Below are 26,299 nucleotides of genomic sequence, written 5' to 3' on the forward strand. Positions count from 1 at the left end.
GGTATTCGGGCCGCGCGAGAACGGGTCGTTGCCCGCAACGACGAGGACCGCCAGACGTTCCTCCGCCGGCGCGGCTTCTCGAAAGGCGACACCGGCAAGATCATCGAGAGTGTGCTCTCTGAGGAAGGCCATCCGCCGGAATCGATTTTTGATTTCGTCCAAGGGATTACGGCGCTTGCGCGCGACAAGACGAACCAGGACACCCGTCTCGATCTGGAAGGCAAGGCCAAGAAGCTGCTCGAAAGCGCAAACTGATTGGCGTTCCAATGATGCAGCAATACCAGTGTCGCTGGCCGAGATCGCCGGCGACATTGGCTGATGAATTCTCATTTAACTGGCGAAAATTTGCACGTTTAGCACCTCGCCAACGGCTCGAAGACTATGGCCTGCGCTGGGAGGGCATACACCTGCCGCCGCAAGGCGCGCTGGCCGGGACGAGGGTATCCTCGAAGTCATGTTCCAGGCAGCGCTGATTCGCTGCCTTGCCATAATTTCACTGTCGAAAAATTGCTACTTAGATTCTGTTTCATTGCCGGTGTCGAAGGCATTCAGCCTGTTTAGAATGTCCTCTGAGATCTTGAACTGGCGGGCGTTGCCACGGCCCATGACGTTCCTTCCCATTGTCTCCGTTAACACTCCACGTTGAATGAGAGGTTCAATCGACTCCTTGATGCCGCCTCTCGTCAATTCGGTAATTTCTATAATATTTGAGAGTGTTAGAGGCTGATGTGCCTGGTGCATCATGTAGAGAACGCTCATCAGTCCGATCTGCTTTAGCCGCGACTGAGGCGTTTCGTCTGGCAGCGGGTTTTCCAAAATCTCATGCAGGATGAACGCCGAAAAGGCGACATTGTGCAATTGTGTCTTGAGTGCTCTTGTCATCTATTTAACTGTCTTATATAGGTCAGTTAAATTTCCGGTCGACCTCGCTTCCTGACACGGGCGCCATGGCCGATCGCAGACACGGAGGGTGGTATTCATGAGAGACCTTCTATCAAGAGCATTGTTCGTCGTTTCGAGCATTTTGCCATACTATCTTATTTCTGCGAGTTATGCGCGCGCCGATGATTGGGGATGCCAGGTTATCCTCTGCATATCCAATCCTGGAGGGCCCACTCAATATGCAGCATGTGAGCCGCCGATCCAGAGCCTATGGAGCGAGTTGGCTGAGGGACATTCTTTCCCGACATGCAGTGGGGTCGGTTTTCGCACGTCCGAGCCGGGATATGAACCATACTATTGCGACACAGGTTTTAGGCTCGTCGGCAGCTATGGAACCCGAGGCGAAACGGCATCGTGCGTTTCGACCTCGCCGCGGAAGGTGGACGATGCTCTTTGCACCTATAGCCATGACAATTACCTCTCAAATAATGGCGGCGTGATCTCGGCGAGCTGGCAGCGCCAGAATGGCCGGTGGGAGTGCATGGCCAACGTGACCACGCAGCCGAATGTGCGAGCGCAGCCTCACTATATCGATGTGACGATCGACGGCGTTGGCAAGCAGCGGGTTTGGTACTGATCATGCCCATCACCTTCGTCGATCTCGCGCAGACTTGCGCCCCGGCCATCGCGGTCGAAACGCTGGCCGGCGTCGTCAGCCTTGAAAGCCGCTTTCAGCCTTATTCCATTCGCATCGGCGCGCGAAAGTTGATGTCGAAGGAGCCAACGACGAAGGCCGAGGCAATTGCCACGGCAAGCGCGCTCATCGCCGGCGGCCAGGACGTTCTGATCGGTCTCGGCGGCATAAGATCCGGCGAGCTCGGCAAACTGAAACTCTCGATCGCCGAGGCCTTCGATCCGTGCCTCAACTTGCAAGCCACGGCGCAATTGTTGGACGGCTACTATCGGTTGGCCGTCCGGGCGGGAGCCGATGCAGATCAGGCAGCACGGGTGATGCTGCAGTCCTACTACGGGCGCGTCGATCCAACCACCACGGCCATGGCCGACTATGATCGCAAGGTTGAACAGCAGGTCCAAAGCTTCTCAACGACGCTTGCGACGCTGACCATCAATCAGGGTGCCGACGAGCAGGTCGACACCATCGAGGCCGACGAAAGCGACAGCACGCCCAAGCTTGAGGCGGAACCGCAAGCCAGCCAAACCGTGAACGCCCCGTCTTGGGATGTGTTCAACGCCGGGCGACGATCTTCCCTCCTCATCTTCCAAAACAATCGATCGGAGTAAACTGAATGATTTCCAAGGCCCAAATCCGCCCCTTGGCGGCGTCGTTTGCCATGGCAGCTGTCATCGTCGTCGGCATGGTCGAACCCGCTTTCGCACAGTCGGCAGGCATCGAATCCGTGCTGCAGAACATCGTCACGATGCTGACGGGCAACATCGCCAAACTGCTGGCAGTGATCGCCGTGATCATCATCTGCATCGCCTGGATGTTCGGCTACATGGATCTGAGACGGGCGGGTTTCTGGATCATTGGCATTGGAGGCATCTTCGGCGCCACCGAACTGGTGAATACGATCGTCGGGAGCTAACGCTATGGCCAATCCCTCGACGACCCTCGAAGAGGACACGCTCTTCCTTGCCTGTACCCGGCCGGCAATGATCGCCGGCGTGACCATGGAGGCCATGGGCGTAAACATCATGCTCACGACGATCCTCTACATCGTCGCCGGCTCGATCGCCTACGTTTCGGTGGGCATCGTCTTCCACTTGGTGTTCCGGGCGTTGATCAAGCACGACCACAACATGTTTCGCATCCTGCTTGCGTGGGTGGAAACGAGAGGGCGTTCGCGCAACAGCGCTTATTGGGGTGGAGCCTCGCTCTCGCCGATGAAATTGGCCCGTCGCTACGACGAAAGGGATCTCGGCTATGCCTGACGTCGCAATACTGAGGTCCCGCGAACTCGGCGCGGAGACGTTTATTCCCTATACGCGCCACGTTGACGATTCCACAGTCGCGCTCGACTCCCGGGCACTGTTGGTGATGATTTCGATCGAAGGTGTGTCGTTCGAGACGGCCGATGTTCTCGACCTGAATGCGCTCCATCGCGACCTTAATACGCTCTACCGCAACATCGCCGATGAACGGCTCGCGATATGGACCCATCTGATCCGCCGCAGGGATAGCAGCTATCCCGACGGAACATTCGCCATGCCGTTTTCTGCAACGCTCAACGCAAAATACCGTGACCGCATGGTCGGCGAAGATCTGTTCCGCAACGACCTCTACCTTTCGATCCTTTGGTCTCCGAGTCGCGATCCCGCCGAGAAGGCAGCGCAACTTCTGGCGCGACTGGGGAGAGCTCGACGCGCCGGCAGAGAGATCGACGAAGAAGGTTTGAAACATCTTCGCGACAAGGTCACCGACGTGACCGCGGGACTAAAGCGGTTCCGGCCGCGTGTGCTCAAGCTCTACGAGCACGATGGTTTGCTGTACTCCGAGCTCAGCGAAATTCTGCACCAGATCGTCGGTGGCCGCCGTGAGCCGGTGCCGCTGACCGAAGGGCGTATAGCGTCAGCAATCTACACCGATCGCGTAATCATCGGCCGCGAGACGGTCGAAATCCGTCATGAGGCCGAAAGTCGCTATGCCGGTATACTCAGTTTCAAAGAATATCCGGCACGAACAAGGAGCGGCATGCTGGACAGCGTGCTGACCTGCCCGTTCGAACTCATCCTCACCCAATCCTTCGTCTTCGCCGCGAAAGCTGACGCTCGGATCATCATGGGTCGAAAGCAGAACCAGCTGGTCAGCAGCGGTGACAAGGCCGCCTCGCAGATCGATGAACTGAATGATGCGATGGATGATCTGGAGTCCAACCGGTTCGTGCTCGGCGAGCACCATATGACCCTTTCTGTGTTCGCCCGCTCTCTTAAGACGCTGACGGACGATCTTGCCAAAGCGCGAGCCCATCTCACCAGCGGAGGCGCCGTCGTCGCGCGTGAGGATCTCGGCCTTGAAGCCGCCTGGTGGGCGCAACTGCCCGGCAATCTGCGCTACCGAGCACGGTCGGGTGCCATCACATCGAAGAATTTTGCCGCACTCTCGCCCTTCCATTCCTATCCGATCGGACAGAAGGACGGCAATGAATGGGGACCGGCCGTTGCTCTCCTGAAGACCGCGTCAGGGTCGCCGTTCTACTTCAACTTCCACTTCGGCGATCTCGGCAACACCTTCGTCTGCGGTCCCTCGGGCGCCGGCAAGACCGTGTTTTTGAATTTCATGCTGTCGCAGCTCGAAAAGCACGATCCTCACATGGTGTTCTTCGACAAAGACCGCGGCGCCGATCTTTTCGTGCGCGCCGCCGGCGGCACCTACCTGCCGCTGAGGAACGGTGAGCCCACCGGCTGCGCGCCGTTGAAGGCGCTTGAGCTTACGCCCGAAAACAAGGTTTTCTTTGCCCGTTGGGTCGGCAAGCTCGTTGGCTCCGCAAGTCGCGAACTCTCGGTCACCGAGCTGCGCGACATCGCCTCCGCAATCGACGGCCTCGCCGACCTTCCCGTTGCACAACGCACCATCGGGGCACTCAGAACCTTCCTCAATAACACTGACCCTGAAGGCATTGCCGGGCGATTGCGCCGATGGGAGCGGGGAGGGCCGCTTGGCTGGGTCTTCGACAATGAGGTTGACGATATCGGCATCGGCGCCAAGTTCGTTGGCTACGACATGACCGATTTCCTCGACAACGAGGAAATCCGCACACCATTGATGGCCTATCTCTTCTATCGCGTCGAGCAATTGATCGACGGCCGCCGGATCATCATCGTCATCGACGAATTCTGGAAAGCGCTTCAGGACGACGGTTTTCGCGATCTAGCGCAGAACAAGCTCAAAACCATCCGCAAGCAGAATGGTCTGATGCTGTTTGCAACGCAGAGTCCGCGCGATGCCATCGTCTCGCCGATCGCGCATACGATCATCGAACAATGCCCGACGCAGGTTTTTATGCCGAACCCGCGCGGTGATCGCGCCGACTATGTCGATGGCTTCAAGCTCACGGACAGGGAGTTCGAACTGATTTCCCGCGAGCTCTCCGTGGAGAGCCGCCGCTTCATCGTCAAGCAGGGTCACAACAGTGTCGTGGCCGAGCTGAACCTGAACGGCTTTGACGACGAACTCGCCATCCTCTCGGGCCGAACCGCGAACGTGGAACTGGCCGATACGATCCGAGCCGAGGTCGGCGACAGGCGAGATGACTGGCTGCCGATTTTCCAGCAAAGAAGGAGTGCGAGCTGATGGCAAGATATCGACTTCGGGGCGCGGCATTCGCCGCAGTGCTGATCCTGTCTGCCGGCGGAGCTGTGGGGCAGGGAATTCCCGTGATCGACCAGACTTCGATTGCCAAGCAGATCGAAAGCATCGTGCAACTCAAGGCGCAGCTCGATGCCTTGAACCAGCAACTTGAGCAGGCGCAGCAGCTTTATGGATCGTTGAACAAGCTGACCAACATGGCCGATGTCGCAAGCGTGCTCAACGACCCGAATGTCCGCAACGCGCTGCCGCCGGATTTTGCCGCGATCGAAACCCTGCTCAAAGGCGGAAGCACAGACACATTCGGCGACTCGGCCTCAACGTTTTTGCAACAAAACTCGACCTATCGGACCAGTGCCGACGATTTCTATGCGCAGGAGCTCTCCCGTATCCAGAACCAGAACGCCGGCCAGATGAGCCTCGGGCAGCAGATCTATGACACGGCCACCAAGCGTATCGCGGGCATCGATCAGTTGCGCCAGAAGATCTCCACATCGAGTGACGCCAAGGATGTCGCCGACTTGCAAGCGCGTCTCCAGGCCGAAACCGCCTTCCTGCAGAACGATGTCCTAAGGATGGAGGGGCTCAAGATGGTGCAGCAGGCACAGGTGCAGGTCGACGAGCAACGCAAGGCTGAGGATTGGCGACAGCGCATGGATGCTATGAAGGCTGCCCTGCAATGAGGCGGCTTGCATTCTATCTTGCTCTTCTCGCGCTTGCGGCGTGCTCAGAGCAAACCGAGCGTTCTTATACGGTCGACGAACTCGTGGCGGACAGGAATCGTCTCTCAGAGCTGGTCCAGCAATGCCGCAACAATCCTGGCGAACTTAGAAACACTGCCAATTGCCGGAACGCCGAAGCGGCCGACGGCAAACTTCGCCTCGAGCAAATGCGACAATCGCTTGGGGGCTGAGTGATGTATCAGGTCTTCAGCTTCGTCGACGGTCAGTTCAAGACGCCTCTTGAAACCTTCATCTCCTCCGGAACGTCGAATATTGCCGGCTGGGTCACCGGACCGTTGACGGCTGCCGTAACCCTTTACGTCATTCTCTACGGCTACCTCGTCCTCCGTGGGTCGGTTCAGGAGCCGATCCTCGACTTTGCCTTTCGGGCGATGAAGCTCGCCATCATCGTCATGCTGGTCAAGAATGCCAGCGAGTACCAGACCTATGTCACCAATATTTTCTTCAACACCCTGCCGCAGGAGATTGCCCAGGCTTTGAATTCCGGCTCAGCGCCGAGTGCCTCGACCTTCGATAGCCTGCTGGATAAAGGCCAAGCCGCCGCTACGGACATATGGTCCCGTGCCTCATTCCCCATTGATATCGTCACCGGTGTCGGTGGAATGATGGTGATCGGCGCCAGCTTCATCGTCGCTTCCATCGGCTATATCGTCTCTCTCTATGCACGGCTGGCTCTGGCGATCGTCCTTGCCATCGGCCCGATCTTCGTGGCGCTTGCCATGTTCCAATCGACCCGGCGCTTCACCGAAGCCTGGATCGGCCAGCTGGCGAATTTCGTCATCCTCCAGGTTCTGGTCGTTGCGGTGGGTTCGTTGCTGATCACATCGATCGATACGACCTTTACCCAGATCCAGGGGTATAGCGACGTCTTGATGCGGCCGACGGCGCTCTGCGCGATCTGCCTGGCTGCCCTCTATGTCTTCTACCAACTGCCCGGCATCGCCTCGGCGCTTGCCGCCGGCGGCGCGACATTGACCTATGGCTATGGTGCGGCGCGTGACGCCCACGAGAGTACGCTTTCCTGGGCTGCCTCTCACGGTTTCCGGGCCGCCGGTCGCGGCATTCGCGCCGTCGGGCAGACATTCAGATCGAGAGGCGCCGGTTAAGGGCCCCTTTCGCACCCGAGAAAAGAAGGTTCTCATGATCAGAACGGTTTCGTTGCTATGCATGGCAGCCATATTGAGCGGCTGCGCTTCGCTCACCTATCCGCTCCCGAAATGCGATGGCTATTCCCGCAGGCCGCTCAATCGCTCGATGTGGCAATGGGAAGACAAAAGCAATCTGAAACAGCAGCGCGCGGACGCGTCACCGACGTCGCCAGGCCATCTGACATCCTCCTATGCTCAGGAGGAACAAGACTCACCCGCATTCGCCCAATTCGATATTGCCGGCTCCTATCGTCGTTGCCAGAGGAGCGCGGGATGATCACATCCGACAGTCTCAAAAGCTATTTCGACAAGGCGCGGCGTTTCGATCAGGACCGCATGATCCAGGTGGAGCGCTCGGCACGCATCGCCTGGACAATCGCCATCGTCGCCAGTCTCCTTGCCGGTGTGTCGATCTTCGCCATTGCCGGGCTGACGCCGCTGAAGACGGTGGAACCCTTCGTGGTGCGGGTCGACAATTCGACTGGCATTGTCGATGTCGTCTCCGCCCTGACATCGACGGCAGGTTCCTATGATGAGGCTGTGACCAAATATTTTGCTGCAAAATATGTCCGCGCCCGGGAAGGCTATATCTGGAGCGAGGCCGAAGAAAATTTCCGGACGATTGCGCTTCTGTCGACCCAGCCGGAGCAAACTCGCTTTGCCGCTGTCTACCGCGGCAGCAATCCAGAATCGCCGCAAAACACCTATGGGCGCAACGCGACATCACGTATCAACATTGCCTCGATCTCGCTGATCAATCCGAAAGTCGTCTCCGTCCGATACATGCGGACGGTCACCCGCGGCGACGATGTCCGCACAACCCACTGGGTGGCGACGCTCACCTTTTCCTATGTGAACGCGCCGATGTCGTCGACCGACCGATTGGTGAACCCTCTTGGTTTCGCCGTCAGCGACTATCGGGCCGATCCGGAGGCAATCAATTGAATCGAACCCTGATCATATTCACCTTGCTGGCCGCCTGCTTGCCATCGACGCTGCCCGCGCTGGAGATTCCGCGCGGCGCCACGCAGGACAGCCGGGTCCGCTTCGTCAACTACCAGCCCTATGACATCACCCGCATCGTCGGCTCATTGCGCTCCTCCGTCCAGGTCGAATTTGCCGCTGACGAAGAGGTCGCGCATGTGGCGCTCGGCAACAGCGTGGCATGGGAAGTCGCGCCGGCGGGCAATATCCTCTTCCTCAAACCGCGAGAAAACCAGCCGGTGACCAATATCTCGGTCGTAACCACCCGCCGGGACGGATCGACGCGAAGCTACCAAATGGAATTGACCGTGCGCGACGGCTCTGTCTCTGCCGGCCAGAATACTTATTTCTACGTCAAGTTCCGCTATCCCGGTGACGAGGCCGAACGTCGGCGCCAGGACGCTGCCGCCAAGGCACTCGCAACGCAAGCGAAGAAGGCCGACGACGTTCTGGCGCTCCATGAAGCCTACGGACCACGGAACTGGCGCTACTCGGCCCAGGGCTCGCAGGCGCTTGAGCCACAAGCGGTCTACGACAATGGCAAGGTCACGACCTTCGCCTTCATCGGCAACCAGGAAATGCCGGCGATCTACATCGAGAACTCCGACGGCAGCGAGAGCCTGGTGCCAAAATCTACGGACGGCAATCTTGTGCTGGTCCACGCGATCAGCCGCAAGTTCATTCTGCGCAGGGGAGGGGATGTGCTTTGCGTCTTCAACGAGGCTTATGACCGGGTCGGGATCAATCCCGACACCAACACGACCTCGCCATCGGTCGAGCGGGTCGACAAGACCAATCCCACTGCGGTTCAATAGGAGATTGCGATGTCAGAGCAGGACGAGAACCGCATACCGGGTGAGCGGGCTGAGACGGCTACCGGCAGGAGGATCGACAACAATCCGATGCTAAGGCGCGGCGCCGTCGCCCTGGCGGTGATCGCCTTTGTCGGCTTTGCGCTGTGGTCTATGAGCGGCGAGAAAAGGCCTGTCGAGAATGCTTCACCTGAAAAGGTCGTCATCCGACAAACGAGTGACTTCGAACCCGCCAAGGAAAAGGTCGAACCTGCCAGGGCACTACCAGAAGTGAAGCTGCCGACACCCGTCGTCCCGGAAAAGGTCAAGGCCGAGGATCCTCTGCTTGATGCGGCGCGCCGTGCGCCGGTGATGGCCTATAACGGACAAAAGACGGCAACGGCGCGCCGGGACAATGATCCGTCGGTCACCCCATCGAACTCGAATTATCTGCCGCTGAACAGTACCAACTCCCAAGCCAACACCGACGAACAGAGGTTCAACGGCCTGCTGCGACCAACACAGCTCGAAGGCTCGCGCGCCGGAACGCTAGGCAACCGCGATTTTGTCGTCGCCATGGGTACGTCGATCCCATGCGTGCTGGAGACGGCGCTGTCGTCGGATCAGCCCGGTTTTACCAGTTGCGTCATCAATAGGGATGTCCTCTCCGACAACGGCCGTGTCGTGCTGATGGAAAAGGGCACCCAGGTCGTCGGCGAATATCGCGGCGGCCTGCAGCGCGGTCAGAAACGATTGTTCGTGCTGTGGAACCGGGCAAAAACACCGACCGGTGTGATCGTCACGCTGGCGTCTCCCGCCACCGACGCGCTGGGTCGGGCAGGGGTCGACGGCTATGTCGATACCCACTGGTGGGAGCGTTTTGGCAGTGCGATCCTGCTGTCGATCGTCGGCGATGCGACGAGTTTTGCCAACAGCCAGATGCAGGACAGCAATGTCAACGCTCAGAATACCACGAGTGCCGGCCAGCAAGCAGCGGCGATCGCCGTCGAGCAGTCGATCAATATCCCGCCCACGCTTCTCAAGCACCAGGGCGAGCTCGTCTCGATTTTCGTGGCGCGCGATCTCGATTTCTCCGGCGTCTATAGCCTTCGGGTGACGGAGCCGAGGAACAAGATCCTCGACAGGGCGGTGCTTGGGGACTTCAGCCCCCGTTCGACGCTCATCACGAAATAGGGCGGGACATGAGCGAGGGCGTCGACGCCAGGGTGGTCCGCGAACTTCTGTCGCCATTTGCACTGTTTTTGGAGGACCGAACGCTTTATGAAGTGATCGTGAATCGGCCTGGGCAGGTGCTCACTGAAGGTGCTGGCGGTTGGCGGACCCATGACCTGCCGGAGCTCACCTTCGACAAGTTGATGCGCCTTGCCCGGGCCGTGGCCAGCTTTTCCAACCAGTCCATCGACGAAACCCGGCCGATCCTGTCGGCGACGCTGCCCGGTGACGAGCGTATCCAGATGGTCATTCCACCCGCCACGACCAAAGGGACGGTGAGCATCACCATCCGCAAGCCATCGTCGGTGACACTGACCCTCGATGATCTCGAAGACGGCGGTTTGTTTGCCGAGGTGATCACTGCTGGGGAAGGGGAGAGCGCCCAGGATCAGAGGCTGGCGGCTCTGTGCCAGGCCGGAGGCTACAAGGACTTTCTGCGCCAGGCCGTGATAGCACGGAAAAACATCATCATCTCGGGCGCAACGGGATCGGGCAAGACGACGCTCTCGAAAGCGTTGATCCGGCATATTCCGGAAGAAGAGCGCATCATATCCATCGAGGACACTCCGGAGCTCGTCATACCCCAGCCCAATCACGTCCGCCTCTTCTACTCGAAGGGAGGGCAGGGGATGTCAAAAGCTGGCGCGAAGGAACTCCTGGAATCCTGCCTGCGCATGCGGCCGGATCGCATTCTGCTGCAGGAATTGCGCGACGGCACAGCCTTCTATTACATTCGCAACGTCAACTCGGGTCACCCGGGATCGATCACGACCGTACATGCCGATTCAGCCAGGCTTGCCTTCGAGCAGCTGACTTTGCTCGTCAAGGAGTCCGAGGGTGGGCGCGACCTTGAACGCGAGGATATTCGCAGCCTGCTGAAAGCGTCGATCGACATCATCGTTCAATGCAAGCGGGTCGATGGGCGGTTTCGGGTGACCGAAATCTATTTTGAGCCGCAGCGAGGCGGCTGAATTAAGATTGGACGCGCTTTGACTTTAAATTAGCCGGAACGTGCTCGGCGTCGGGATGTATGGAGCGGCGTTACGCGAACGCTGATTGATCGAGGCTTATGCGGCATCAGCGGACAATCTGGGGGCTTATGCAATCCTAAGGCACGCCCGTCTCATGGAAAGACAGCTGTCATCGGCTGCGGCCAATTCAAGACCGCGGCGAACAAGGTTGGTGACACGTCCCTCGTCGTCCGAACCCCGTCGAGGGCATCCTCGACTTTCTGATAGAACAGTTCTTGTTCCGGCTTACCGCAAGGGAAGAGAGGCACTGACCAAAATTTGAATAGAAACACTGGTCAGTAGACTGAAAGCCCGATTGCTACTGACCAATTTTTATATATAATCTCTGGACGAAACCGGAGTTCGCATGCCCGACCCGACATCACATACGCTCGACCGCATTCACGACCGGATCGCCCAGACTGCGCCGGCCGGCGTGTGGTCGCGCGCTGACTTTCTCGATATCGGGACGCCGAACGCCGTCGAGAAGGCGTTGCAGAGGCTGACCCTGCGGGGTGACATCCGCCGGCCCTATCGCGGCCTCTACGACAAACCCGGCACCAGCAAGCTGACTGGAAAGCTTGTCTTTCCGCCGCGTTCCTCCTTCATCGACGCGATCGCCCGCCGTGATAAGCTGCGCGTACTGGTCGACGGCATGACCGCCGCGAACGACCTTGGTCTGACGACGGCGGTTCCGGCACGGTCGACGATTCATGCAGACACCTATCCGAGGACGATCGAAATCGAGGCGAGCGCCGGCGATCCGAAGGCGACGAAGCCCGTCATCTACAAGCTCGACTTCAAGCGCATCTCCGCGAAGACGGCGTTCTGGGCCGGCCGGCCGGCCATGCGCGTGATCCAGGCGCTGAGCTGGTTTCGCGATGACCGATCGGCCCTCGACGCGGCAGTCAATGGCATCGTCCGGCATCTGTCGCGCGATCCAAACCGTCAGATGGTCGCACAAGACCTGCGCGACAACATTCATGCGATCCCTGCATGGATGTACCCCTTGATCGAAGCTATCACGCGAAACCTTGCGGAGAACGGAAGCGAAGCTGGGTCAAAGAGCAATCCCGCGAAGGACGAGAATGCAGCAGACGTTCATTGATGTCCTTCGGGCAAGTGTCGACGAGCGGCGGGCGATCTTTGAAGCCGCCGCGGCGCATCTGAACACCCAGGCGCAGAACGTCGAGAAGGATCTCTATGTTTGCTGGGTGCTCGACTTTCTCTTCAACCGGCGGCCGAACGATCCCGTCGGGCTTTATTTCAAAGGCGGCACCAGCCTCAGCAAGGCCTATGGATTGATCAGCAGGTTTTCGGAGGATATCGACATCGGCATCTACAAAGCCGATCTCCATGTCCCGCTCGAAGCCGACATCGCCGCCCTGCCGTCTGTGAACCAGCAGCAGCGGGCGCTCGCAGAGAAGGTCGACGAGGCCGCGCGCCAATACATTTCAGGACCGCTCAAAGAATTGCTTGCGAAGGAGATCGTGGCGGTCGAGGAAGCGGCCGCGCGGCCAGGGCATTTCTCGCTCGAATTCGGCTTCGACAACTATCGCAACAAGGAAGCCCTCGACATCCTGGTGGTCGGCTACAAAAGTGACTTCGACACCGAGGGTACCTATGTCCAGGCCGCAGTCCGCATTGAAGCAGGCGCGCGGCCCGATCCAGAGCCGGCCGAGCTGCGTGATGTCGTCCCCTTTATCGCATCGGACATGCCGGACGAACTCGACCTGTCCGTTCGAAATGTGATCACGGTGAAACCGGAGCGGACCTTCTGGGAGAAGGTGCTCATCCTGCATGCGATGACGGAAATGACGGAGAAGCGGCGTGAGGATGCAAGACCGGAGCGTCCGGTGCCTGATCTCAATCGCTATTCCCGACATTACTACGACGTCCATCAGATTTGGACCCACCCCGATTATGGCGTCGCCACTGCGTCGATGCGCGATCTCGCGGAGGCATGCCGTCAGCATAAGGCGTTGATGTTCCGAGCGCCTGATCACCGATATGATCGCGCCGTGCCGGGCAGCTATCGTCTTGTCCCGACCGGCGAGATGCGTGCGAAACTCGCTGCTGACTACGAACGGATGTCGGTCATGATCTTCGGCACGCCGCCGGCCTTCGCCGACGTGATGGCCAGCATCGAGGCCCTCGAGCTTCACCTCAACACAGGATCGCACGCAGCGATCCACGCCGACGGCAGCCCGCCTTCGCTTGATTCTTCCTCTTGACCCATGGCAACAGGGTCGATCCGGATGTCGACGAGGCGATCGCGCCGGGTCTGCGCGAGGCGACAATCAAGATGAGATTCGTCTCATCCCGGTCGCCGCCATACGCTGGGCCTAAACGTCTAGTCGGGCGATCACGCCGAAGCCTCGGAGATATTTCAGGCGATCGATTGAAAACTCAGCGTGTGCCAATGCCGCCTCGCCGGCGTCGACCGCGACCAAACCAAAATCAAGACATCGATCACGTCCGCGCCCGTGAAAAAGATTATAGCGGCCTCGGCGACGGCAGAAAAGTCGCGCTATAATCTTTTCGCAAAAACATTATAGCGCAGTCCTTTTTCCAACAATGGTAATCGATCGAAGTCACTGAAAAAGCGTGATTTCTTTACGAGTTGCGTTTCGGCGTGGCGTTTGACCCCATCATACGCGCCGAACATTGCCCCTGGTGCATGTCAAAATTAAACGGAGCAAACAAAGTGTTGGGTCGCATAGACCAGGGTGAATATTGGACACCGAAAGGGGTCAAACTTCAGTTCTGAATTGCAGCGTAGTTCCGCAACTGGTCTATAACGCGATCAGGCGCTGATATCGGTGGTCTTCGGCTGCGCCGGAGCCTCAGAATGTCGCACGGGCAACGCTGTTTCACTGTCATCGCTGACCTGCCCGGCGACTTGGTTGCCAGCGGCTTTCAGGTCGATTTTTCCCCAAATCGAGTGCTCTTGCCGGGGCAGGCGGCGCCGATTTTTGATTTCGACAATGAAAGGCTTCTTTTCAGGCTTCATGCTGTTCCAATTGAAAGGTGGTCGTTTTCTCTGTCGCAGGTGTCCTTATTCGGCTCACTCTGTCAACAGCTCCTGCCATATCAAGGCAGTCTAGGGATTTCGCCTTCTGCGACCCGCCAGACCCAGGGTGCGATTTCGGGTCTCGCTTCGATCATATCCCTGAGTGCGTGCTCGTAGTCGTCTCCGGCGCTCGCCGGCACGATGAACATCGCAACTGGCGACGGCTTCTGTTCCGGCAGTGTCACCGACACGATAGGTGCATCGCGAGGCAGATTGAAACGCAAGCCCTTGACACTCTTTCGCTTGAGCTGGCTCAGCTTTTCCAGAAGCCGCAGTTCGTGCACGTCCTCGAACGGCAGCCAGTGTTCATTGACCACCATGAGGGCGACCTCTTCGACCGCTGCGATACCGGCGGCGGAGATGCCAAAGGTCGCGATGACGATGAGGTGGAAGGCCTCGTTCGACCGCCACAGCTCCAGCTCGGTTTCGTAGCGGGCGATGAGCCTCCGCCATGCACCCTCCTCTATCATCAGCGGAAACGGCATGTGCCGCACGACAATCCTTTGTCCCTCACGTGCGGCTGAGAACTCCTTGATTTCGGCCACGATCAGCATCAGCTTGCGCGGACCCGAGCCGGTGGCTTGTAGGCCCTTGAGTGCTGCTGCACGCCGGGTGGCGATCCCCTCCTTGTCCTCGGGATGAAACACTTCCGGCGCGAAGAGCATTTCGCCCAAGGTAGCGCCTCTTGCGGTCATCTGTGCGGCCGCGTTCAGCAGGCTTGCTCGCACCCGGCCCCAGCCGCGGCGACCCGCCCAGGTCGAACGCCATTCCGTGAGTTCACCCGCCTCCCACAGATAATGCAGCATCGCCCGCAGCGACAGTTTTCGTGGCTCATTGCGGATGCCGTGTTCAGCGGGCTCTGTCTGCGCCCTCGGCGCGGTACGGGGCCCCCGCTTCGTCAGCGAAAAGTCCAGCTTCAGGTCGGCCCTGCCGCTGGAATCAATCTGGATCGCCTTGCCGATCAATGAGCCAAGGCCGGAAAGCTCGTAGGGAGGTTCATACGAGGGGCAGGTAAGATCGTGATCACGTCCCGATAGTGGCATCCGCTTGATGAAATACTGGTCTTCGACCCGCGCGATGTACATCGGTGCCGCCGGCTCCTTGCACATGCACAGCGGGCGTAGTCTTTGCTCGTAGGCTTGTGCAAGGAAAGCCCGCAAATCAGTCGACGATTCCTCGAACACCCGATCACCTATAGCGAATTTCCGCACCTTGGTTCTCCCGTTCCTCATGGAGGTTACACGGTGAACGCGTATTTTACTATCATAAATTAGTCAGTAAAATCACAGTTCCCTTCAGGGATTTTCAGGGTCTTGAAGAGCTTTGTCCTATCGCCTTACGGCAATTGTATTGCGGCTGGTTCTCTGAAAATTGGAACTGTGAAGCCTGATAATTAGAAGTCACCACGCTGTTGATTAGAAGTTTGCGCGGCGGAATCTGAAAGCTTGATGGTTTCAGTTCACGCGCGCACCGACGGCTGCCCCGTTCTCTGAGGTAGGGCGCGGCGCTGTGGAGGAGGGAGAGAAGGGTCGGGAAGGGTCGGCCAGGCGGGGCTTAGAGAGCGCTCGGCGAGGCCGGTCTTTTCTCGCTCTCGACGGGATTTCCCATGAACGTCATCTCTTCGGTGGCTGCGAATGCGGCCGCTACGCCTCTCGTTGCCGCGAACCGCGTGAGCCCTCCAACCGCAATTCTTGGCGTTGGCAACGCGCTTCTTCCGTTGCTCGAGCACGGCCGATCCATCGGCACAACCGATCTCAAGACCGTCATGACCGAGGTTTTCGGTGGCTCGGATGCCGAGGGCTTTTGGGCGTGGAAAGATGCTTATGAGGCAACCGAGGTCGCACAGGTGCTCTTTCTGCGCAAGTTCGGCGCGGCGATTTCGGCGCACGCGAGCGCGCCGCAGGCCGCGCTTGCCATGCTCATCCGGGTCGCAGGCCTGATCCCGACCCACACGCGACGCTCCGAGGAGAGCCAGCAGCTGCAGCAGTTTTCCACGCCGATGCCGCTGGCCTTTGTCGCGGCTCGCGCGGCTGGCATCATGGCCGGCGACATGGTGCTCGAACCGTCCGCGGGGACGGGCCTGATGGCGGTCTTCGCCGAACTCGCGCATGCACGCCTGGCGCTCAACGAGTATACGGCGGTCCGCCACGCGCTTCTGGAGCCGTTGTTTGCGGGATCGCCGGTCACGCAACATGACGCTGCCCATATCGACGACTATCTCGACTGCTCGGTTCGCCCGACTGCTGTGCTGATGAACCCGCCGTTTTCCGCTGGCGTTCATGTCGAGGGCCGCTTGGCCGACGCCACATGGCGTCATCTCTCTTCCGCCTTCGCACGGTTGGTCCCAGGCGGCCGGCTGGTGGCGATTACCGGCTCCAGCCTTTCCCCCGACAATCCCAAATGGCGCGACGCTTTTGTCCGCCTGCAGGAGCGTGGCACGGTTCTGTTCAGCGCCGCGATCGACGGTTCTATCTATGCACGGCACGGCACGACAATGGAAACCCGCCTGACGGTGATCGACAAGATTGCCGCTGCCGATCCGGCACACCTCATTGCCTCGCACGGCCTCGCTTCCGAACTGGAAACATTGCTTTCCTGGATCTCGGGCCTGCCGCCCCGCTCGCCTTCGCCCGCGCCGAACTCCCTCGGCGCGCTTTCCAACGATATCCTGCGCGCCTGGGCGGCAAAAATGGCTGCGCGCAAAGCCGCCAACATCATGCACCCCTCAGCGGTCGCGGCTCCAGTAACCCGTCCTTCGCCCGCCCCTCGCGCGCCACGTCCAGTGTCTCCGCTGCCAGGTCCGATCAACGATGAGGTCGTCGAGCTCGTCTACGGACTGCGTGACGGAACGTCGAACTCCCGCGCCGATGTCGCCGACGGGATCTACGAACCTTACCAGCTACAGGCGATCCACATCCCGGATGCGAAACCTCACCCGGACAAGCTGGTCGAATCCGTCGCCATGGCGTCGGTCGCGCCACCCAAGCCGACATATCGGCCGCATCTGCCGAAGCGCCTCGTCACCGGCGGCGATCTCTCCGACGCCCAGCTCGAGAGCGTGATCTATGCCGGTGAGGCCCATTCGGGCTATCTTGCCGGCCACTGGTCCGTCGATGCCAGTTTCGACAATCTGAGGGCTGTGACCCCCGAAACGGAGGGCGCTGTCCGCTTTCGTCGCGGCTGGTTTCTGGGCGACGGCACGGGTGCCGGCAAAGGCCGCCAGGCTGCCGGCATCATTCTCGATAACTGGCTAAAAGGCCGGCGCCGCCATCTGTGGATCTCGAAGTCCGAGACCCTGATCGAGGATGCGCAACGCGACTGGAGCGCGCTCGGCCAGGAAAAGCTTCTGGTGACACCGCTGTCACGGTTCCGTCAGGGCCGGCCGATTAAGCTCGATGAAGGCATCCTGTTCGTCACCTTTGCCACATTGCGCACCGACGAGCGCGAAGGAAAGCGATCGCGCGTCCAGCAGATCGTCGATTGGCTCGGCGACGCCTTTGACGGCGTCGTGATCTTCGATGAAGGCCATGCCATGGCCAATGCCGCCGGTGGCAGGTCCGACCGCGGCGACAAGGCCGCCTCTCAGCAAGGCCGTGCCGGTCTTCGCCTGCAACGCGCTCTTCCCGACGCCCGCGTCGTCTACGTTTCTGCCACAGGCGCATCGGAGGTGGAATCTCTCGCCTATGCTGAACGCCTCGGTCTCTGGGGCGGCGCCGATTTTCCGTTCTCAACCCGCTCGGAGTTCTTCGCGGCGATCGAGGATGGCGGGGTGGCGACGATGGAAGTGCTCGCCCGTGATCTGAAGGCCATGGGCCTCTACGCCTCGCGCTCGCTGTCCTTCGAGGGCGTCGAATATGACATCCTCGAACATCAACTGACCGATGAACAGGTTCGGATCTACGATTCCTATGCCGAGGCCTTCCAGGTCATTCACAACAATCTTGACGCGGCCCTCGAAGCCACTGGCATAACCGGTGCGACCGGTGAGGCCGGCAACAAGGGTACGCTCAACAAAAACGCCAAGGCCGCCGCCCGCTCCGCCTTCGAGAGCTCAAAGCAGCGGTTTTTCAACCACCTGCTGACTTCGATGAAGACGCCGGCGCTGATCGGTACGATCAACGCCGATGTGGAGGAGGGCCATGCGGCGATCATCCAGATCATTTCGACCGGTCAGTCCCTCACAGAACGCCGGCTCGCGGAAATCCCGACCGAAGACTGGGGCGATATCCAGGTCGATGTCACCCCGCGCGAGATCGTCGCCGAATATCTCATCCATTCCTTCCCGACCCAACTGTTCGAGGAATATTCCGACGCCGAAGGTAATCTGCTGTCACGGCCGGTTTATGATGCCGATGGCAACCCTGTTCTGTGCCGGGAAGCGGTCGTCCGTCGGGACGCGTTGCTCGAACGGCTCGGCAGCCTGCCGGCGATCCCGACCGCGCTCGACCAGATCGTCCAGCATTTCGGTACGGATCGCGTCGCCGAAATCACCGGCCGTACACGCCGCATCGTCCGCCTCGACGGTGGCGGCACGATCGACCGCTTTGCCGTCGAGAGCCGGCCGGGCAGTGCCAATCTCGACGAGACCCGCGCTTTCATGGATGGCGAGAAACCGATCCTGATCTTCTCCGAAGCCGGCGGCACTGGACGCTCCTACCATGCCGACACCGGCGCCAAGAACCAACGCCTGCGTCTGCATAACCTCCTGGAGGCCGGCTGGCGGGCGGACGTGGCGATCCAGGGTCTCGGGCGCAGCCATCGCACCAACCAGGCGCAGCCGCCGCGCTTCCGCATGATTGCCACCAACGTCAAGGCGGAACGGCGATTCCTGTCGACCATCGCCCGTCGTCTCGACCCGCTCGGCGCCATCACCCGCGGGCAGCGCCAGACCGGCGGGCAGGGCATGTTCCGCTCGGAGGACAATCTCGAATCTCAATATGCCCGCGACGCGCTGCGGCAGTTCTACAAGCGCATCCACCGCGGTGGCATTGAGGGTTGCTCGCTCGACACATTCGAGACGATCACCGGCCTGTCGCTGACGGCGGAGGAGGGAGGCCTCAAGGATGAGCTGCCACCGATCCATACCTTCCTCAATCGGATGTTGGCGCTGACGATCGTGATGCAGAACCTACTGTTCGATGCTTTCGAACAATTGCTAGCTGCCCGGATCGAGGGCGCAATTTCGGCCGGTGTCTATGACAAAGGCTTGGAGACACTGACGGCAGATCGTATGACAGTGAAAGACCGGCGACTGGTCTACACTCATCCGGCCACCGGCGCGCAGTCGCATCTTCTGACGATCGAACGCATGGATCGCAATAAGCCGATGCTGCTTGCCGACGCCCTGAAACTTGCAGCGCATGATCGCCAAGCGAAGCTGATGATCAATGGCAAGTCCGGCCGCCCGGCGGTTCAGGTTCCAACGCGCTCAGTGATGCTCGATGACGGCTCTGTGCAGCCGCGTCTGGCGCTCATCCGGCCGATGGACGAAATCCGTTTCGAGGTTCGTCAGCTTGCAGAGACGAACTGGGAGGAAGCGGACGAGCAGAGCTTTTCCGTCGCCTGGGAGGCCGAGGTCGCCAGTCTCCCCGAATTCTCAGTATCGACCATGCATGTGGTCTCCGGCCTTTTGCTGCCGATCTGGAAACTGCTGCCGCAGGACTATTGCCGGGTCTATCGTCTTCAGACCGACGAGGGTGAGCGTGTCGTGGGACGACTGATCTCCCCGGAGGGACTTACGCGACTTTGCCAGAATTTTGGGCCCGACCGGACCGAGGTCGTCAGCCCTGGCGAGATCTGGCAATCGCTGCTCGGAGGCTCTTCGGTTATCGGCCTAGCCGGCAATATGACGCTGCGGCGGGCGCGGGTGATGAACGATCATCGCATCGAAGTCACCGGCTTCACCGACGGGATGCGCGACTGGTTGCGCTCCATCGGTCTGTTCTCCGAAATGATCGCCTGGAAGGTCAGGTTCTTCATCCCGACCACGGATGAAGGGCCGGCGATCCTGTCCCGCCTTATCGAACAGCATCGCATCATCGATGTCGCCGGCCGGGCGTGACAGCCATGCTGTCCGCTTCCGAACTTGCGAACCGTCTCGCACGCGATGCCGAGGCGGTCTGCCGGCACTACCTTTCTGCCGGCCATCGGGCCGGCAACTACTGGGTTGTTGGCGATGTCGCCAACATCAAGGGCCGCTCGCTCTATGTCCACCTCATGGGTCCCCGTGTTGGACATTGGACGGACGCCGCGACGGGCGAATATGGCGATATGCTCGATCTCGTGCGGGAAACCCGCGGCCTTGTCGATTTCCGCGACGTCGCCGATGAGGCGCGGCGATTTCTGAGCTTGCCTCAATCCGAACCGATGTCGTCGCGCAGGGACGACGGTTATGACGAGCCGCCGGTCGCCAGGCCGGCCGCAGAACGCGCACGCCGCCTATTCCGCATGACGCAGCCGCTCCCTGGCACCTTGGCCGACAACTACTTGCGCCAGCGTGGCATCCTGCGGGCGTCTTTGCACCCGGCTCTGCGCTTCCACCCGTCGTGCTATTATCGCGACCTCGTAAGCGGCAGGACCAGCACCTATCCCGCGTTGATTGCCGCCGTGACCGATCGCTCCGGTGCGATCACCGGCGTGCATCGCACTTGGCTCGACCCGGAGGGTGACGGCAAGGCAAAGGTGGACGATCCCCGCCGCGCGCTGGGCAGGCTGCTTGGTAACGCCGTCCGGTTGCACTTTCCCGTCCAAGGCCCTGTCCCGGTCATGGCTGCCGGCGAGGGGCTCGAAAGCATATTGTCGCTGTCGCACGTGATGCTTGGCATGCCGATGGTCTCGGCGTTGACCGCCAATCACCTCGCCGCCTTCCGGCCGCCGATCGGGTGCCAGCGCCTTTACATTGCCGCCGATGCCGATGCTGCTGGCCGGCACGGCATCGAGGGATTGAGCCGCCGGGCGCAATCGCTCGGCATCCTGCCGCTCGTGCTCACCTCTCAACTCGGCGATTTCAACGAGGACCTGCGCCGGCTCGGCCCGGACCGGCTCATCGCCAACCTCAAAGCCCAACTGGCGCCGGAAGATGCTCAGGCCTTTCTGTATGCGTGATCGGGTTGGGAGCGAAGGGCGATGGGCGGGGCGGCATGTGGGGAAGGTCGGTCCCCGCTTGTCACCGGTCGGATAGCGCGCGCCTGCAGCCTGCCGAGAGGCGACCCTTACCATGCGGCGTTCGGGCCTTCAGCGGATCGGTCAGGTTTCTTCCCCGCGCAGGCTTGGCATTGGCTGATGTTGAGAGCGGTTCGCACTCGCCGGGCCAATGCCGAGCCGGCGCTCCTCGCGGGACAAGAAACCTTCCCTCAGCCGCCCGGCGCTGCGCTGGGCCGCTTCGCTTTGCTCGCGGTTCCGGCCCGCCCACCGCCTGAACGGGGATCGCCGTCAGGCCGCGAGAGGCGCGGCCCAAACCGACGGAGACCAACATGAACCTTACCCTCCCCATCGACGACACTTTCGAACCGCGTCACGCCTCTTCCCCGACCGACCGCTTCATCTACGAGATGCAGATCCACGGCCATCGCCCCTTCCAGGACGAGCCGGATCCGAGGCCGCTGCCGGAAGAGCCGGTCGTTCAATCGGCGCTGACCGCGATGTTCGACGCCCTGTTCGAAATGCTCGGCGACACGCGGCTGGAGCCCGATCTCGAAGACCTGCTGTGGTCGATGGTCAACCTCTTCCATCGTGGCGGCGAGCGGATCCAGCGCGAACTTCAGCGCAACGAAGACGGCCAACGCACTGGGCAGCGCGAACAGGACGGTTCGGAAGTCAAAAGCGTCGAGCTCGAACGCCTGATCGCCGAAGGCATCACGCTTCTCGAGCGCCGCAATGCCTTCGAGTTCATGCGCGACTATGCCGCCGACCTCTTCGAAGCACAGATCGGATCAGCCTGGCGGCCGCGCGCGGGCTCCAAGGTAAGCCATGCCAATATGACCGCGGCGATGATCGACTCCAAAGACTTCCTCTCCGCCCGCCGCTATGCCGAAACCGAGGTACTGATCCCGGCAGGAACGAAAATCGCTTTCGGCGGTGGCACGGACTACAACGATCACGAGGCGATCTGGGACGCGCTCGATCGCGCGCATACGAAATTCCCCGAGATGATCCTGTTGCATGGCGGCTCGCCGAAAGGCGCCGAACGCATCGCGTCATGCTGGGCGGAGAACCGCAAGGTGACGCAGATCGCCTTCAAGCCGAACTGGACGAAGCATGCCAAGGCCGCACCCTTCCGCCGCAACGACGACATGCTGTCGGTGATGCCCGCCGGTGTTATCGTCTTCCCCGGTTCCGGCATCACGGGTAATCTCGCCGACAAAGCCCGTCGCTTCGGTATCCCTGTCTGGCGCTTTGGAGAAGGCGGCGCGTGAGCGCCGTTTTCGTGCGAATCTGGATATCGTGGAGATCTTTAAAGGAGCAAGACGATGCGGCACTTCACGACCGGCGATCTCAACAAGCGGATTGGCGACGTTTTCACCGCCGCCAGCCACGAACCAGTCGTCCTCACCAAGCACAAGAAACCCCGTTTCGTGCTGATGAGCTATGAGCATTATAAGCAGATGCCCGGCGGCGGCGATCCTCGTCGCGCCCATCGCGTTTCCGACATGCCGGAGGAGCATAAGGAACTCTTTGCCGCGGAGATTGACCGGTTGGCGCGCGGCGAGGGGTATGACGATGGGCCGTGAGTTCCTGCCGGTGCCAGCGCATGGAGCGCGGGCGCCATCGTTCCTACGCTGAGGCGGCACTTGCATTCTTAGGAAATTGTGTACACATTTCCTTTTGTAACGGAGCCTAGCCATGCCTCAATCCCGGCAGCAGACATCAACTCCCCGCCGCGTCGGCGTCCGGGAGTTTCGCGGTAATCTGACATCTTTCCTCAAGCAGGTCGAGGACGGACAGAGGTTTGTCCTGACGTCCCATCACAAGGTTGTTGCGGAAATCGGGCCACCGTCGCAACAGGTCGTCGTCCGCGAGCCTGGCGCCTTGCGGGGGAAGATCAAGATTGCTGAAGACTTCGACAGCCTGCCGGCGGATGTTCTGGCGTCCATGGAAGACGGGACGTGAGGCTGCTGCTCGACACGCATGCGTTGCTGTGGTGGCTGAACGACGACGAGAAGCTGGGCAGCCATGCGCGTCGCCTCATCGGCGATCCTGAGAACGACGTCCTGGTCAGTGCTGTCTCCCTTTGGGAAATCGCCGTGAAGCAGCGGATCGGCAAACTTGATGCCGATATAGAAGAGATTCTTGCGATCCTGCCGGATCAAGGATTCGATCGGCGAGATATCACAGATGCGCATCTTCACGCACTCGTTGCTCTTCCACTTCATCACCGCGATCCCTTCGATCATCTCCTCATGGCTCAGGCCGTAGCGGAGGGTGCGCAGTTCGTTTCGCAGGATCAGAATGTCCCGCTCTACGGCATCCCCTTCGTGACCTGCTCGGATCCTGCTGCCTTGTGATCTCCGACGGACTTGGTGCCGCTGACGAAACCGGCCTTGATCGCGCGGAGCCGCGTGTATGCCGATGGCGGCGTGCCTGGCGGATACCGAGGGTGAGGACGACCCGTCGCTGACAAACGGGTTGGCGGAAGGTCCGCCACTGAGCCCTGGCAGAACAGCTTCATCCGACCATTGGCGTGCATTCTGCAGACAGCGGTGTACTGGCCAGCATCGACTTCAAGATCGGACAAGGGGATGATATCCGGAAGGGGCAAGCTCATCCGCCTGAAGCAATTGGGGGCGGGCGGTGCATGGCGCTGATCAGGATAGGGGCGAAGCGCTGAGAAGGTGTGCTGCCGATATCCCTTAGCGCTGGACCGGGCGGAATGATGGTTTGTGGCGCCCTTCAGTTGCCCCGAACCATTCCCGTTTTATGTCGCTCATATAGACGACCGCCTGCTTTGGCGGCCAACCCCTGAAGGGGTAAGACTCGCCCGAAATTTTTTGCAAAATTCGATTTCGGTTTTTTGGTCTTGGCGGAAAATAGAATTTTGCAAAATTTTCAAGCGAGCTGACCGCAGCAGATCGGCCGTCTCTTCGTGCGCCATCGGGAATGGTCCCGAACAACCGAAGGAGACAGAACCATGGCCACCACGATCGCAACGCTCACTGAAAAGACCGACGGCACTCTCGAAGGCGTCTTCGCCACCATCCGGGTCAACGCCCCGATCGCCATCGTCCCGAACGCAAGCAAGTCGAGTGAGGAAGCCCCGGACTACCGCGTCATCCACCGCAAGACGGGATTCGAGATCGGCGCCGGCTGGAACCGCACCGCCCGGCAGACCGGCGAGGAATATCTCTCGGTGAAGCTGGAGGCTCCCGAGATCGGCGTGATCTTCGGCAACCTGGCACAAGCCCCGGGCGGCGATCCGAACAAGAAGGTGATCCTCTGGAACAGCCCGAACTGAAGAGCAAGCAGTTGGCCCCGAGCGATCGGGGCCGGCTTCGCGCCAATCAGGGTGCGGCTCGTTCCGAAAATGTGAGGAGTGCAAGCGGGCATCGAGCCGGCTTGCACTCCTGCTGTGGTGCCATACGAGACCAAAGCCTGTCTGATCAGATCGCCAAGTGTGTCATGAGGATCGCGCCGCCTCAAGGACGAGCGGTTCCCCCAATTTTGCCTCCGCTGCGTTGCACTCCGCTGCAACAAAATCGGCTCCCCCACTCGCCGGCTCCGCCGGTCGCGTGCCGCGATCCTTGACCCGGCACAATCCTCACGACCCCCGGCGTCGTCTTTCACAAACGTCAAGGAGACGAAGATGACACTGGAACAGCATATCGAGGAACTGCGGATCGAGTTGAACAACGCCGAGCTGGCCGAACGTCACCAGATCGAAGTAGAGCTTGAGATTGCCCAAGCCGAACTGAATGTCGCAATAGCCGAGCAGGAGGGCACGATCGATGCCGAGCCTCCCTTTTGAGGGCGGCTTTTGCCGTCCGAGCGGGCTCGGCTCACCGGCTCGACCGCCGGTCGAGCCTGAAGCGCTGCTTCGGTCGCCGGCTGAGGTATCAGGAGAGGCCTTGGAGTTTCATGTGTGGTCGAGTTCTGTAACCCCTGGCTCGCTTCGTTCGCAGCAGGTCGAGAAACATCGACACTGCCTCTTCTTCCCGATCAAAGTGATGCACCATCGACTGTCCCCTGGAGCCGATGCGTCCCCAGCGGCGTGTCAGACAAGGTGTGCCGAACAGAGTCGGCTCGATCGAAAGCGCATAGAAGCGCGCCATGTTCTTTGCCGCGTCGGCGCGTTCGATATAGAGATGATAGGGTTGAGCGAGCATGGGACGAGAATCGCCGATCGCCGAATCCAGGTCCAACGACACTTATGAATCGAAAGCCCTGCTGCGATTCATGTTCGTGATGGATTGGCTGTCCCGCTGCAACGGTGTTGGGGGCGAACCGCCTGCGGCGGCCGGGCTCTATTCACGCTGCTCTCGCAACGCTCACGGAACCCGCTCTGCGGTTTCCGCCTCCGGTTACGATCCCTTTCGCGCGACGGCTCCACCGGATCAACCGGCCGCCTGTTCCTTACGAGAACCCGACATATTCCGCGCGTCGCCGTGGAATGTTCTTTTTTTGTTCTGTGATATGAAATAGACTGTCCCAAAATCGACGCTTTGACATTGCCGGCAACCGAGGGGACCGGAGGAATGGATCGAGCAAGACGGTGCGATGGTCGAGAAACAGCTTATCACCAAAGGCCCAATCAAGCCGAAGCGTGAACATCCGCTTCTTCGCCTCGGGTGTATTCTTGGAAGATCGTTTGTGGCCATCGTCGGCGGCATCGTGAAAGGTGCGCTCTGTTGCGCGTGGTATCTGGCTTTCTACGTGCTCTGCATGTTCCGTCCTTTCACCGGAATGATGATCCTCGCCGCACTCATGATGGTGCCGATGGCAATTGTCGTCTTCGCCCACCCTGGCGCTGCCCACGAGATGCCGTTTTGGACCTTCCTGCTGATGGCGACCGGCCTCGTTGCCTTCGCCGGCGGCTACACGCTCTTCGTCGACTGGATCGCCCCGCCGGGTGTTGAGGATCCATTCGAGCGCTATCGCCGGCGGGACCGCTAACGG

The 26,299-nt window shown here is 60.2% G+C and carries 28 protein-coding genes and 1 pseudogene; 25 read left to right on the forward strand and 4 right to left on the reverse strand.

Annotated elements, in window-relative coordinates; translation table 11 throughout:
- Nucleotides 1-255, forward strand: a pseudogene (locus AC1D06_RS28060) (DUF932 domain-containing protein); the annotation flags it as partial.
- A gap of 255 nt (nucleotides 256-510) precedes the next feature.
- Here the strand turns inward: AC1D06_RS28060 and AC1D06_RS28065 are convergent.
- Nucleotides 511-882: a MarR family transcriptional regulator gene (locus AC1D06_RS28065; protein WP_477989098.1), complete on the reverse strand. Its 372-nt coding sequence runs from the start codon at nucleotides 880-882 to the stop codon at nucleotides 511-513.
- 97 nt (nucleotides 883-979) lie between these two features.
- On the opposite strand from AC1D06_RS28065, the gene AC1D06_RS28070 reads away from it, so the two are divergent.
- The 15 genes from AC1D06_RS28070 (at nucleotide 980) to AC1D06_RS28140 (ending at nucleotide 13,352) form a co-directional block, all read left to right on the forward strand.
- Nucleotides 980-1,519, forward strand: a complete 540-nt coding sequence (locus AC1D06_RS28070) for a hypothetical protein (protein WP_477989099.1) — start codon at nucleotides 980-982, stop codon at nucleotides 1,517-1,519.
- A 2-nt stretch (nucleotides 1,520-1,521) separates the two neighbouring features.
- Nucleotides 1,522-2,184 carry a lytic transglycosylase domain-containing protein gene (locus tag AC1D06_RS28075; protein WP_477989101.1) on the forward strand — a complete coding sequence of 221 codons (663 nt, stop codon included), beginning with the start codon at nucleotides 1,522-1,524 and terminating at the stop codon, nucleotides 2,182-2,184.
- A gap of 5 nt (nucleotides 2,185-2,189) precedes the next feature.
- A complete protein-coding gene (locus AC1D06_RS28080) occupies nucleotides 2,190-2,489 on the forward strand; it encodes a TrbC/VirB2 family protein (RefSeq protein ID WP_477989102.1) in 300 nt (99 codons plus the stop codon).
- A 4-nt stretch (nucleotides 2,490-2,493) separates the two neighbouring features.
- Nucleotides 2,494-2,835 (forward strand): VirB3 family type IV secretion system protein, encoded by a 342-nt coding sequence (locus AC1D06_RS28085; RefSeq protein ID WP_477989104.1) that lies wholly within the window; start codon nucleotides 2,494-2,496, stop codon nucleotides 2,833-2,835.
- Entirely contained in the window at nucleotides 2,828-5,194 is a 2,367-nt protein-coding gene (locus AC1D06_RS28090; RefSeq protein ID WP_477989106.1) for a VirB4 family type IV secretion/conjugal transfer ATPase, read from the forward strand. The genes AC1D06_RS28085 and AC1D06_RS28090 overlap by 8 nt, the downstream gene beginning before the upstream one ends.
- Nucleotides 5,194-5,892 carry a P-type DNA transfer protein VirB5 gene (gene virB5 / locus AC1D06_RS28095; protein ID WP_477989108.1) on the forward strand — a complete coding sequence of 233 codons (699 nt, stop codon included), beginning with the start codon at nucleotides 5,194-5,196 and terminating at the stop codon, nucleotides 5,890-5,892. The genes AC1D06_RS28090 and virB5 overlap by 1 nt, the downstream gene beginning before the upstream one ends.
- Entirely contained in the window at nucleotides 5,889-6,122 is a 234-nt protein-coding gene (locus tag AC1D06_RS28100) for an EexN family lipoprotein (RefSeq protein WP_477989109.1), read from the forward strand. Before virB5 ends, AC1D06_RS28100 begins: the two co-directional genes overlap by 4 nt.
- Before the next feature lie 3 nt (nucleotides 6,123-6,125).
- A complete protein-coding gene (locus tag AC1D06_RS28105) occupies nucleotides 6,126-7,058 on the forward strand; it encodes a TrbL/VirB6 family protein (RefSeq protein ID WP_477989110.1) in 933 nt (310 codons plus the stop codon).
- Between the two features lie 34 nt (nucleotides 7,059-7,092).
- Nucleotides 7,093-7,377: a hypothetical protein gene (locus tag AC1D06_RS28110; RefSeq protein WP_477989111.1), complete on the forward strand. Its 285-nt coding sequence runs from the start codon at nucleotides 7,093-7,095 to the stop codon at nucleotides 7,375-7,377.
- Nucleotides 7,374-8,045, forward strand: a complete 672-nt coding sequence (locus AC1D06_RS28115) for a VirB8 family type IV secretion system protein (protein WP_477989113.1) — start codon at nucleotides 7,374-7,376, stop codon at nucleotides 8,043-8,045. The genes AC1D06_RS28110 and AC1D06_RS28115 overlap by 4 nt, the downstream gene beginning before the upstream one ends.
- Nucleotides 8,042-8,899, forward strand: a complete 858-nt coding sequence (gene virB9, locus AC1D06_RS28120; protein WP_477989115.1) for a P-type conjugative transfer protein VirB9 — start codon at nucleotides 8,042-8,044, stop codon at nucleotides 8,897-8,899. Before AC1D06_RS28115 ends, virB9 begins: the two co-directional genes overlap by 4 nt.
- A gap of 9 nt (nucleotides 8,900-8,908) precedes the next feature.
- Nucleotides 8,909-10,069, forward strand: a complete 1,161-nt coding sequence (gene virB10, locus AC1D06_RS28125; protein ID WP_477989117.1) for a type IV secretion system protein VirB10 — start codon at nucleotides 8,909-8,911, stop codon at nucleotides 10,067-10,069.
- A gap of 8 nt (nucleotides 10,070-10,077) precedes the next feature.
- Nucleotides 10,078-11,079 (forward strand): P-type DNA transfer ATPase VirB11, encoded by a 1,002-nt coding sequence (gene virB11, locus AC1D06_RS28130; protein WP_477989120.1) that lies wholly within the window; start codon nucleotides 10,078-10,080, stop codon nucleotides 11,077-11,079.
- Between the two features lie 406 nt (nucleotides 11,080-11,485).
- On the forward strand, nucleotides 11,486-12,226 hold the full coding sequence (locus tag AC1D06_RS28135; protein WP_477989122.1) for a DUF6088 family protein: 741 nt from the start codon (nucleotides 11,486-11,488) through the stop codon (nucleotides 12,224-12,226).
- Nucleotides 12,207-13,352: a nucleotidyl transferase AbiEii/AbiGii toxin family protein gene (locus tag AC1D06_RS28140; protein ID WP_477989123.1), complete on the forward strand. Its 1,146-nt coding sequence runs from the start codon at nucleotides 12,207-12,209 to the stop codon at nucleotides 13,350-13,352. The genes AC1D06_RS28135 and AC1D06_RS28140 overlap by 20 nt, the downstream gene beginning before the upstream one ends.
- 572 nt (nucleotides 13,353-13,924) lie before the next feature.
- Here AC1D06_RS28140 and AC1D06_RS28145 read toward each other — a convergent pair.
- The gene (locus AC1D06_RS28145) at nucleotides 13,925-14,131 is read right to left on the reverse strand and encodes a hypothetical protein (RefSeq protein ID WP_477989124.1); all 207 of its coding nucleotides are present in this window, start codon (nucleotides 14,129-14,131) and stop codon (nucleotides 13,925-13,927) included.
- An 80-nt stretch (nucleotides 14,132-14,211) separates the two neighbouring features.
- Entirely contained in the window at nucleotides 14,212-15,402 is a 1,191-nt protein-coding gene (locus tag AC1D06_RS28150) for a DUF1173 domain-containing protein (RefSeq protein WP_477989126.1), read from the reverse strand.
- 395 nt (nucleotides 15,403-15,797) lie between these two features.
- On the opposite strand from AC1D06_RS28150, the gene AC1D06_RS28155 reads away from it, so the two are divergent.
- The 8 genes from AC1D06_RS28155 (at nucleotide 15,798) to AC1D06_RS28190 (ending at nucleotide 25,151) form a co-directional block, all read left to right on the forward strand.
- A complete protein-coding gene (locus AC1D06_RS28155; RefSeq protein WP_477989128.1) occupies nucleotides 15,798-20,252 on the forward strand; it encodes a strawberry notch-like NTP hydrolase domain-containing protein in 4,455 nt (1,484 codons plus the stop codon).
- Nucleotides 20,253-20,257: 5 nt separating this feature from the next.
- Entirely contained in the window at nucleotides 20,258-21,295 is a 1,038-nt protein-coding gene (locus tag AC1D06_RS28160; RefSeq protein WP_477989130.1) for a DUF7146 domain-containing protein, read from the forward strand.
- Nucleotides 21,296-21,663: 368 nt separating this feature from the next.
- A complete protein-coding gene (locus tag AC1D06_RS28165; RefSeq protein WP_477989132.1) occupies nucleotides 21,664-22,605 on the forward strand; it encodes a DUF2493 domain-containing protein in 942 nt (313 codons plus the stop codon).
- 54 nt (nucleotides 22,606-22,659) lie between these two features.
- Nucleotides 22,660-22,920: a type II toxin-antitoxin system Phd/YefM family antitoxin gene (locus tag AC1D06_RS28170; RefSeq protein WP_477989134.1), complete on the forward strand. Its 261-nt coding sequence runs from the start codon at nucleotides 22,660-22,662 to the stop codon at nucleotides 22,918-22,920.
- A 112-nt stretch (nucleotides 22,921-23,032) separates the two neighbouring features.
- Nucleotides 23,033-23,299 carry a type II toxin-antitoxin system Phd/YefM family antitoxin gene (locus tag AC1D06_RS28175; RefSeq protein ID WP_477989136.1) on the forward strand — a complete coding sequence of 89 codons (267 nt, stop codon included), beginning with the start codon at nucleotides 23,033-23,035 and terminating at the stop codon, nucleotides 23,297-23,299.
- The gene (locus tag AC1D06_RS28180) at nucleotides 23,296-23,694 is read left to right on the forward strand and encodes a type II toxin-antitoxin system VapC family toxin (protein WP_477989138.1); all 399 of its coding nucleotides are present in this window, start codon (nucleotides 23,296-23,298) and stop codon (nucleotides 23,692-23,694) included. Before AC1D06_RS28175 ends, AC1D06_RS28180 begins: the two co-directional genes overlap by 4 nt.
- 623 nt (nucleotides 23,695-24,317) lie before the next feature.
- Nucleotides 24,318-24,641 carry a DUF736 domain-containing protein gene (locus AC1D06_RS28185; protein ID WP_477989140.1) on the forward strand — a complete coding sequence of 108 codons (324 nt, stop codon included), beginning with the start codon at nucleotides 24,318-24,320 and terminating at the stop codon, nucleotides 24,639-24,641.
- Nucleotides 24,642-24,989: 348 nt separating this feature from the next.
- Nucleotides 24,990-25,151, forward strand: a complete 162-nt coding sequence (locus tag AC1D06_RS28190; RefSeq protein WP_477989141.1) for a hypothetical protein — start codon at nucleotides 24,990-24,992, stop codon at nucleotides 25,149-25,151.
- An 88-nt stretch (nucleotides 25,152-25,239) separates the two neighbouring features.
- Here AC1D06_RS28190 and AC1D06_RS28195 read toward each other — a convergent pair whose 3' ends face one another.
- Nucleotides 25,240-25,509, reverse strand: a complete 270-nt coding sequence (locus tag AC1D06_RS28195) for a WGR domain-containing protein (RefSeq protein ID WP_477989165.1) — start codon at nucleotides 25,507-25,509, stop codon at nucleotides 25,240-25,242.
- Between the two features lie 391 nt (nucleotides 25,510-25,900).
- Here AC1D06_RS28195 and AC1D06_RS28200 point away from each other — a divergent pair, with 391 nt between their 5' ends.
- Nucleotides 25,901-26,296 carry a hypothetical protein gene (locus AC1D06_RS28200; RefSeq protein WP_477989143.1) on the forward strand — a complete coding sequence of 132 codons (396 nt, stop codon included), beginning with the start codon at nucleotides 25,901-25,903 and terminating at the stop codon, nucleotides 26,294-26,296.
- The last annotated feature ends 3 nt before the right edge of the window (nucleotides 26,297-26,299 follow it).

Source organism: Rhizobium sp. P2_G2 (assembly GCF_056403555.1).

Coding starts and splice junctions, on each gene's coding strand:
- AC1D06_RS28065 (WP_477989098.1), bottom strand. CDS start 882: ATGACAAGAGCACTCAAGACACAATTGCACAATGTCGCCTTTTCGGCG.
- AC1D06_RS28070 (WP_477989099.1), top strand. CDS start 980: ATGAGAGACCTTCTATCAAGAGCATTGTTCGTCGTTTCGAGCATTTTG.
- AC1D06_RS28075 (WP_477989101.1), top strand. CDS start 1,522: ATGCCCATCACCTTCGTCGATCTCGCGCAGACTTGCGCCCCGGCCATC.
- AC1D06_RS28080 (WP_477989102.1), top strand. CDS start 2,190: ATGATTTCCAAGGCCCAAATCCGCCCCTTGGCGGCGTCGTTTGCCATG.
- AC1D06_RS28085 (WP_477989104.1), top strand. CDS start 2,494: ATGGCCAATCCCTCGACGACCCTCGAAGAGGACACGCTCTTCCTTGCC.
- AC1D06_RS28090 (WP_477989106.1), top strand. CDS start 2,828: ATGCCTGACGTCGCAATACTGAGGTCCCGCGAACTCGGCGCGGAGACG.
- virB5 (WP_477989108.1), top strand. CDS start 5,194: ATGGCAAGATATCGACTTCGGGGCGCGGCATTCGCCGCAGTGCTGATC.
- AC1D06_RS28100 (WP_477989109.1), top strand. CDS start 5,889: ATGAGGCGGCTTGCATTCTATCTTGCTCTTCTCGCGCTTGCGGCGTGC.
- AC1D06_RS28105 (WP_477989110.1), top strand. CDS start 6,126: ATGTATCAGGTCTTCAGCTTCGTCGACGGTCAGTTCAAGACGCCTCTT.
- AC1D06_RS28110 (WP_477989111.1), top strand. CDS start 7,093: ATGATCAGAACGGTTTCGTTGCTATGCATGGCAGCCATATTGAGCGGC.
- AC1D06_RS28115 (WP_477989113.1), top strand. CDS start 7,374: ATGATCACATCCGACAGTCTCAAAAGCTATTTCGACAAGGCGCGGCGT.
- virB10 (WP_477989117.1), top strand. CDS start 8,909: ATGTCAGAGCAGGACGAGAACCGCATACCGGGTGAGCGGGCTGAGACG.
- virB11 (WP_477989120.1), top strand. CDS start 10,078: ATGAGCGAGGGCGTCGACGCCAGGGTGGTCCGCGAACTTCTGTCGCCA.
- AC1D06_RS28135 (WP_477989122.1), top strand. CDS start 11,486: ATGCCCGACCCGACATCACATACGCTCGACCGCATTCACGACCGGATC.
- AC1D06_RS28140 (WP_477989123.1), top strand. CDS start 12,207: ATGCAGCAGACGTTCATTGATGTCCTTCGGGCAAGTGTCGACGAGCGG.
- AC1D06_RS28145 (WP_477989124.1), bottom strand. CDS start 14,131: ATGAAGCCTGAAAAGAAGCCTTTCATTGTCGAAATCAAAAATCGGCGC.
- AC1D06_RS28155 (WP_477989128.1), top strand. CDS start 15,798: ATGAACGTCATCTCTTCGGTGGCTGCGAATGCGGCCGCTACGCCTCTC.
- AC1D06_RS28160 (WP_477989130.1), top strand. CDS start 20,258: ATGCTGTCCGCTTCCGAACTTGCGAACCGTCTCGCACGCGATGCCGAG.
- AC1D06_RS28165 (WP_477989132.1), top strand. CDS start 21,664: ATGAACCTTACCCTCCCCATCGACGACACTTTCGAACCGCGTCACGCC.
- AC1D06_RS28170 (WP_477989134.1), top strand. CDS start 22,660: ATGCGGCACTTCACGACCGGCGATCTCAACAAGCGGATTGGCGACGTT.
- AC1D06_RS28175 (WP_477989136.1), top strand. CDS start 23,033: ATGCCTCAATCCCGGCAGCAGACATCAACTCCCCGCCGCGTCGGCGTC.
- AC1D06_RS28185 (WP_477989140.1), top strand. CDS start 24,318: ATGGCCACCACGATCGCAACGCTCACTGAAAAGACCGACGGCACTCTC.
- AC1D06_RS28190 (WP_477989141.1), top strand. CDS start 24,990: ATGACACTGGAACAGCATATCGAGGAACTGCGGATCGAGTTGAACAAC.
- AC1D06_RS28195 (WP_477989165.1), bottom strand. CDS start 25,509: ATGCTCGCTCAACCCTATCATCTCTATATCGAACGCGCCGACGCGGCA.
- AC1D06_RS28200 (WP_477989143.1), top strand. CDS start 25,901: ATGGTCGAGAAACAGCTTATCACCAAAGGCCCAATCAAGCCGAAGCGT.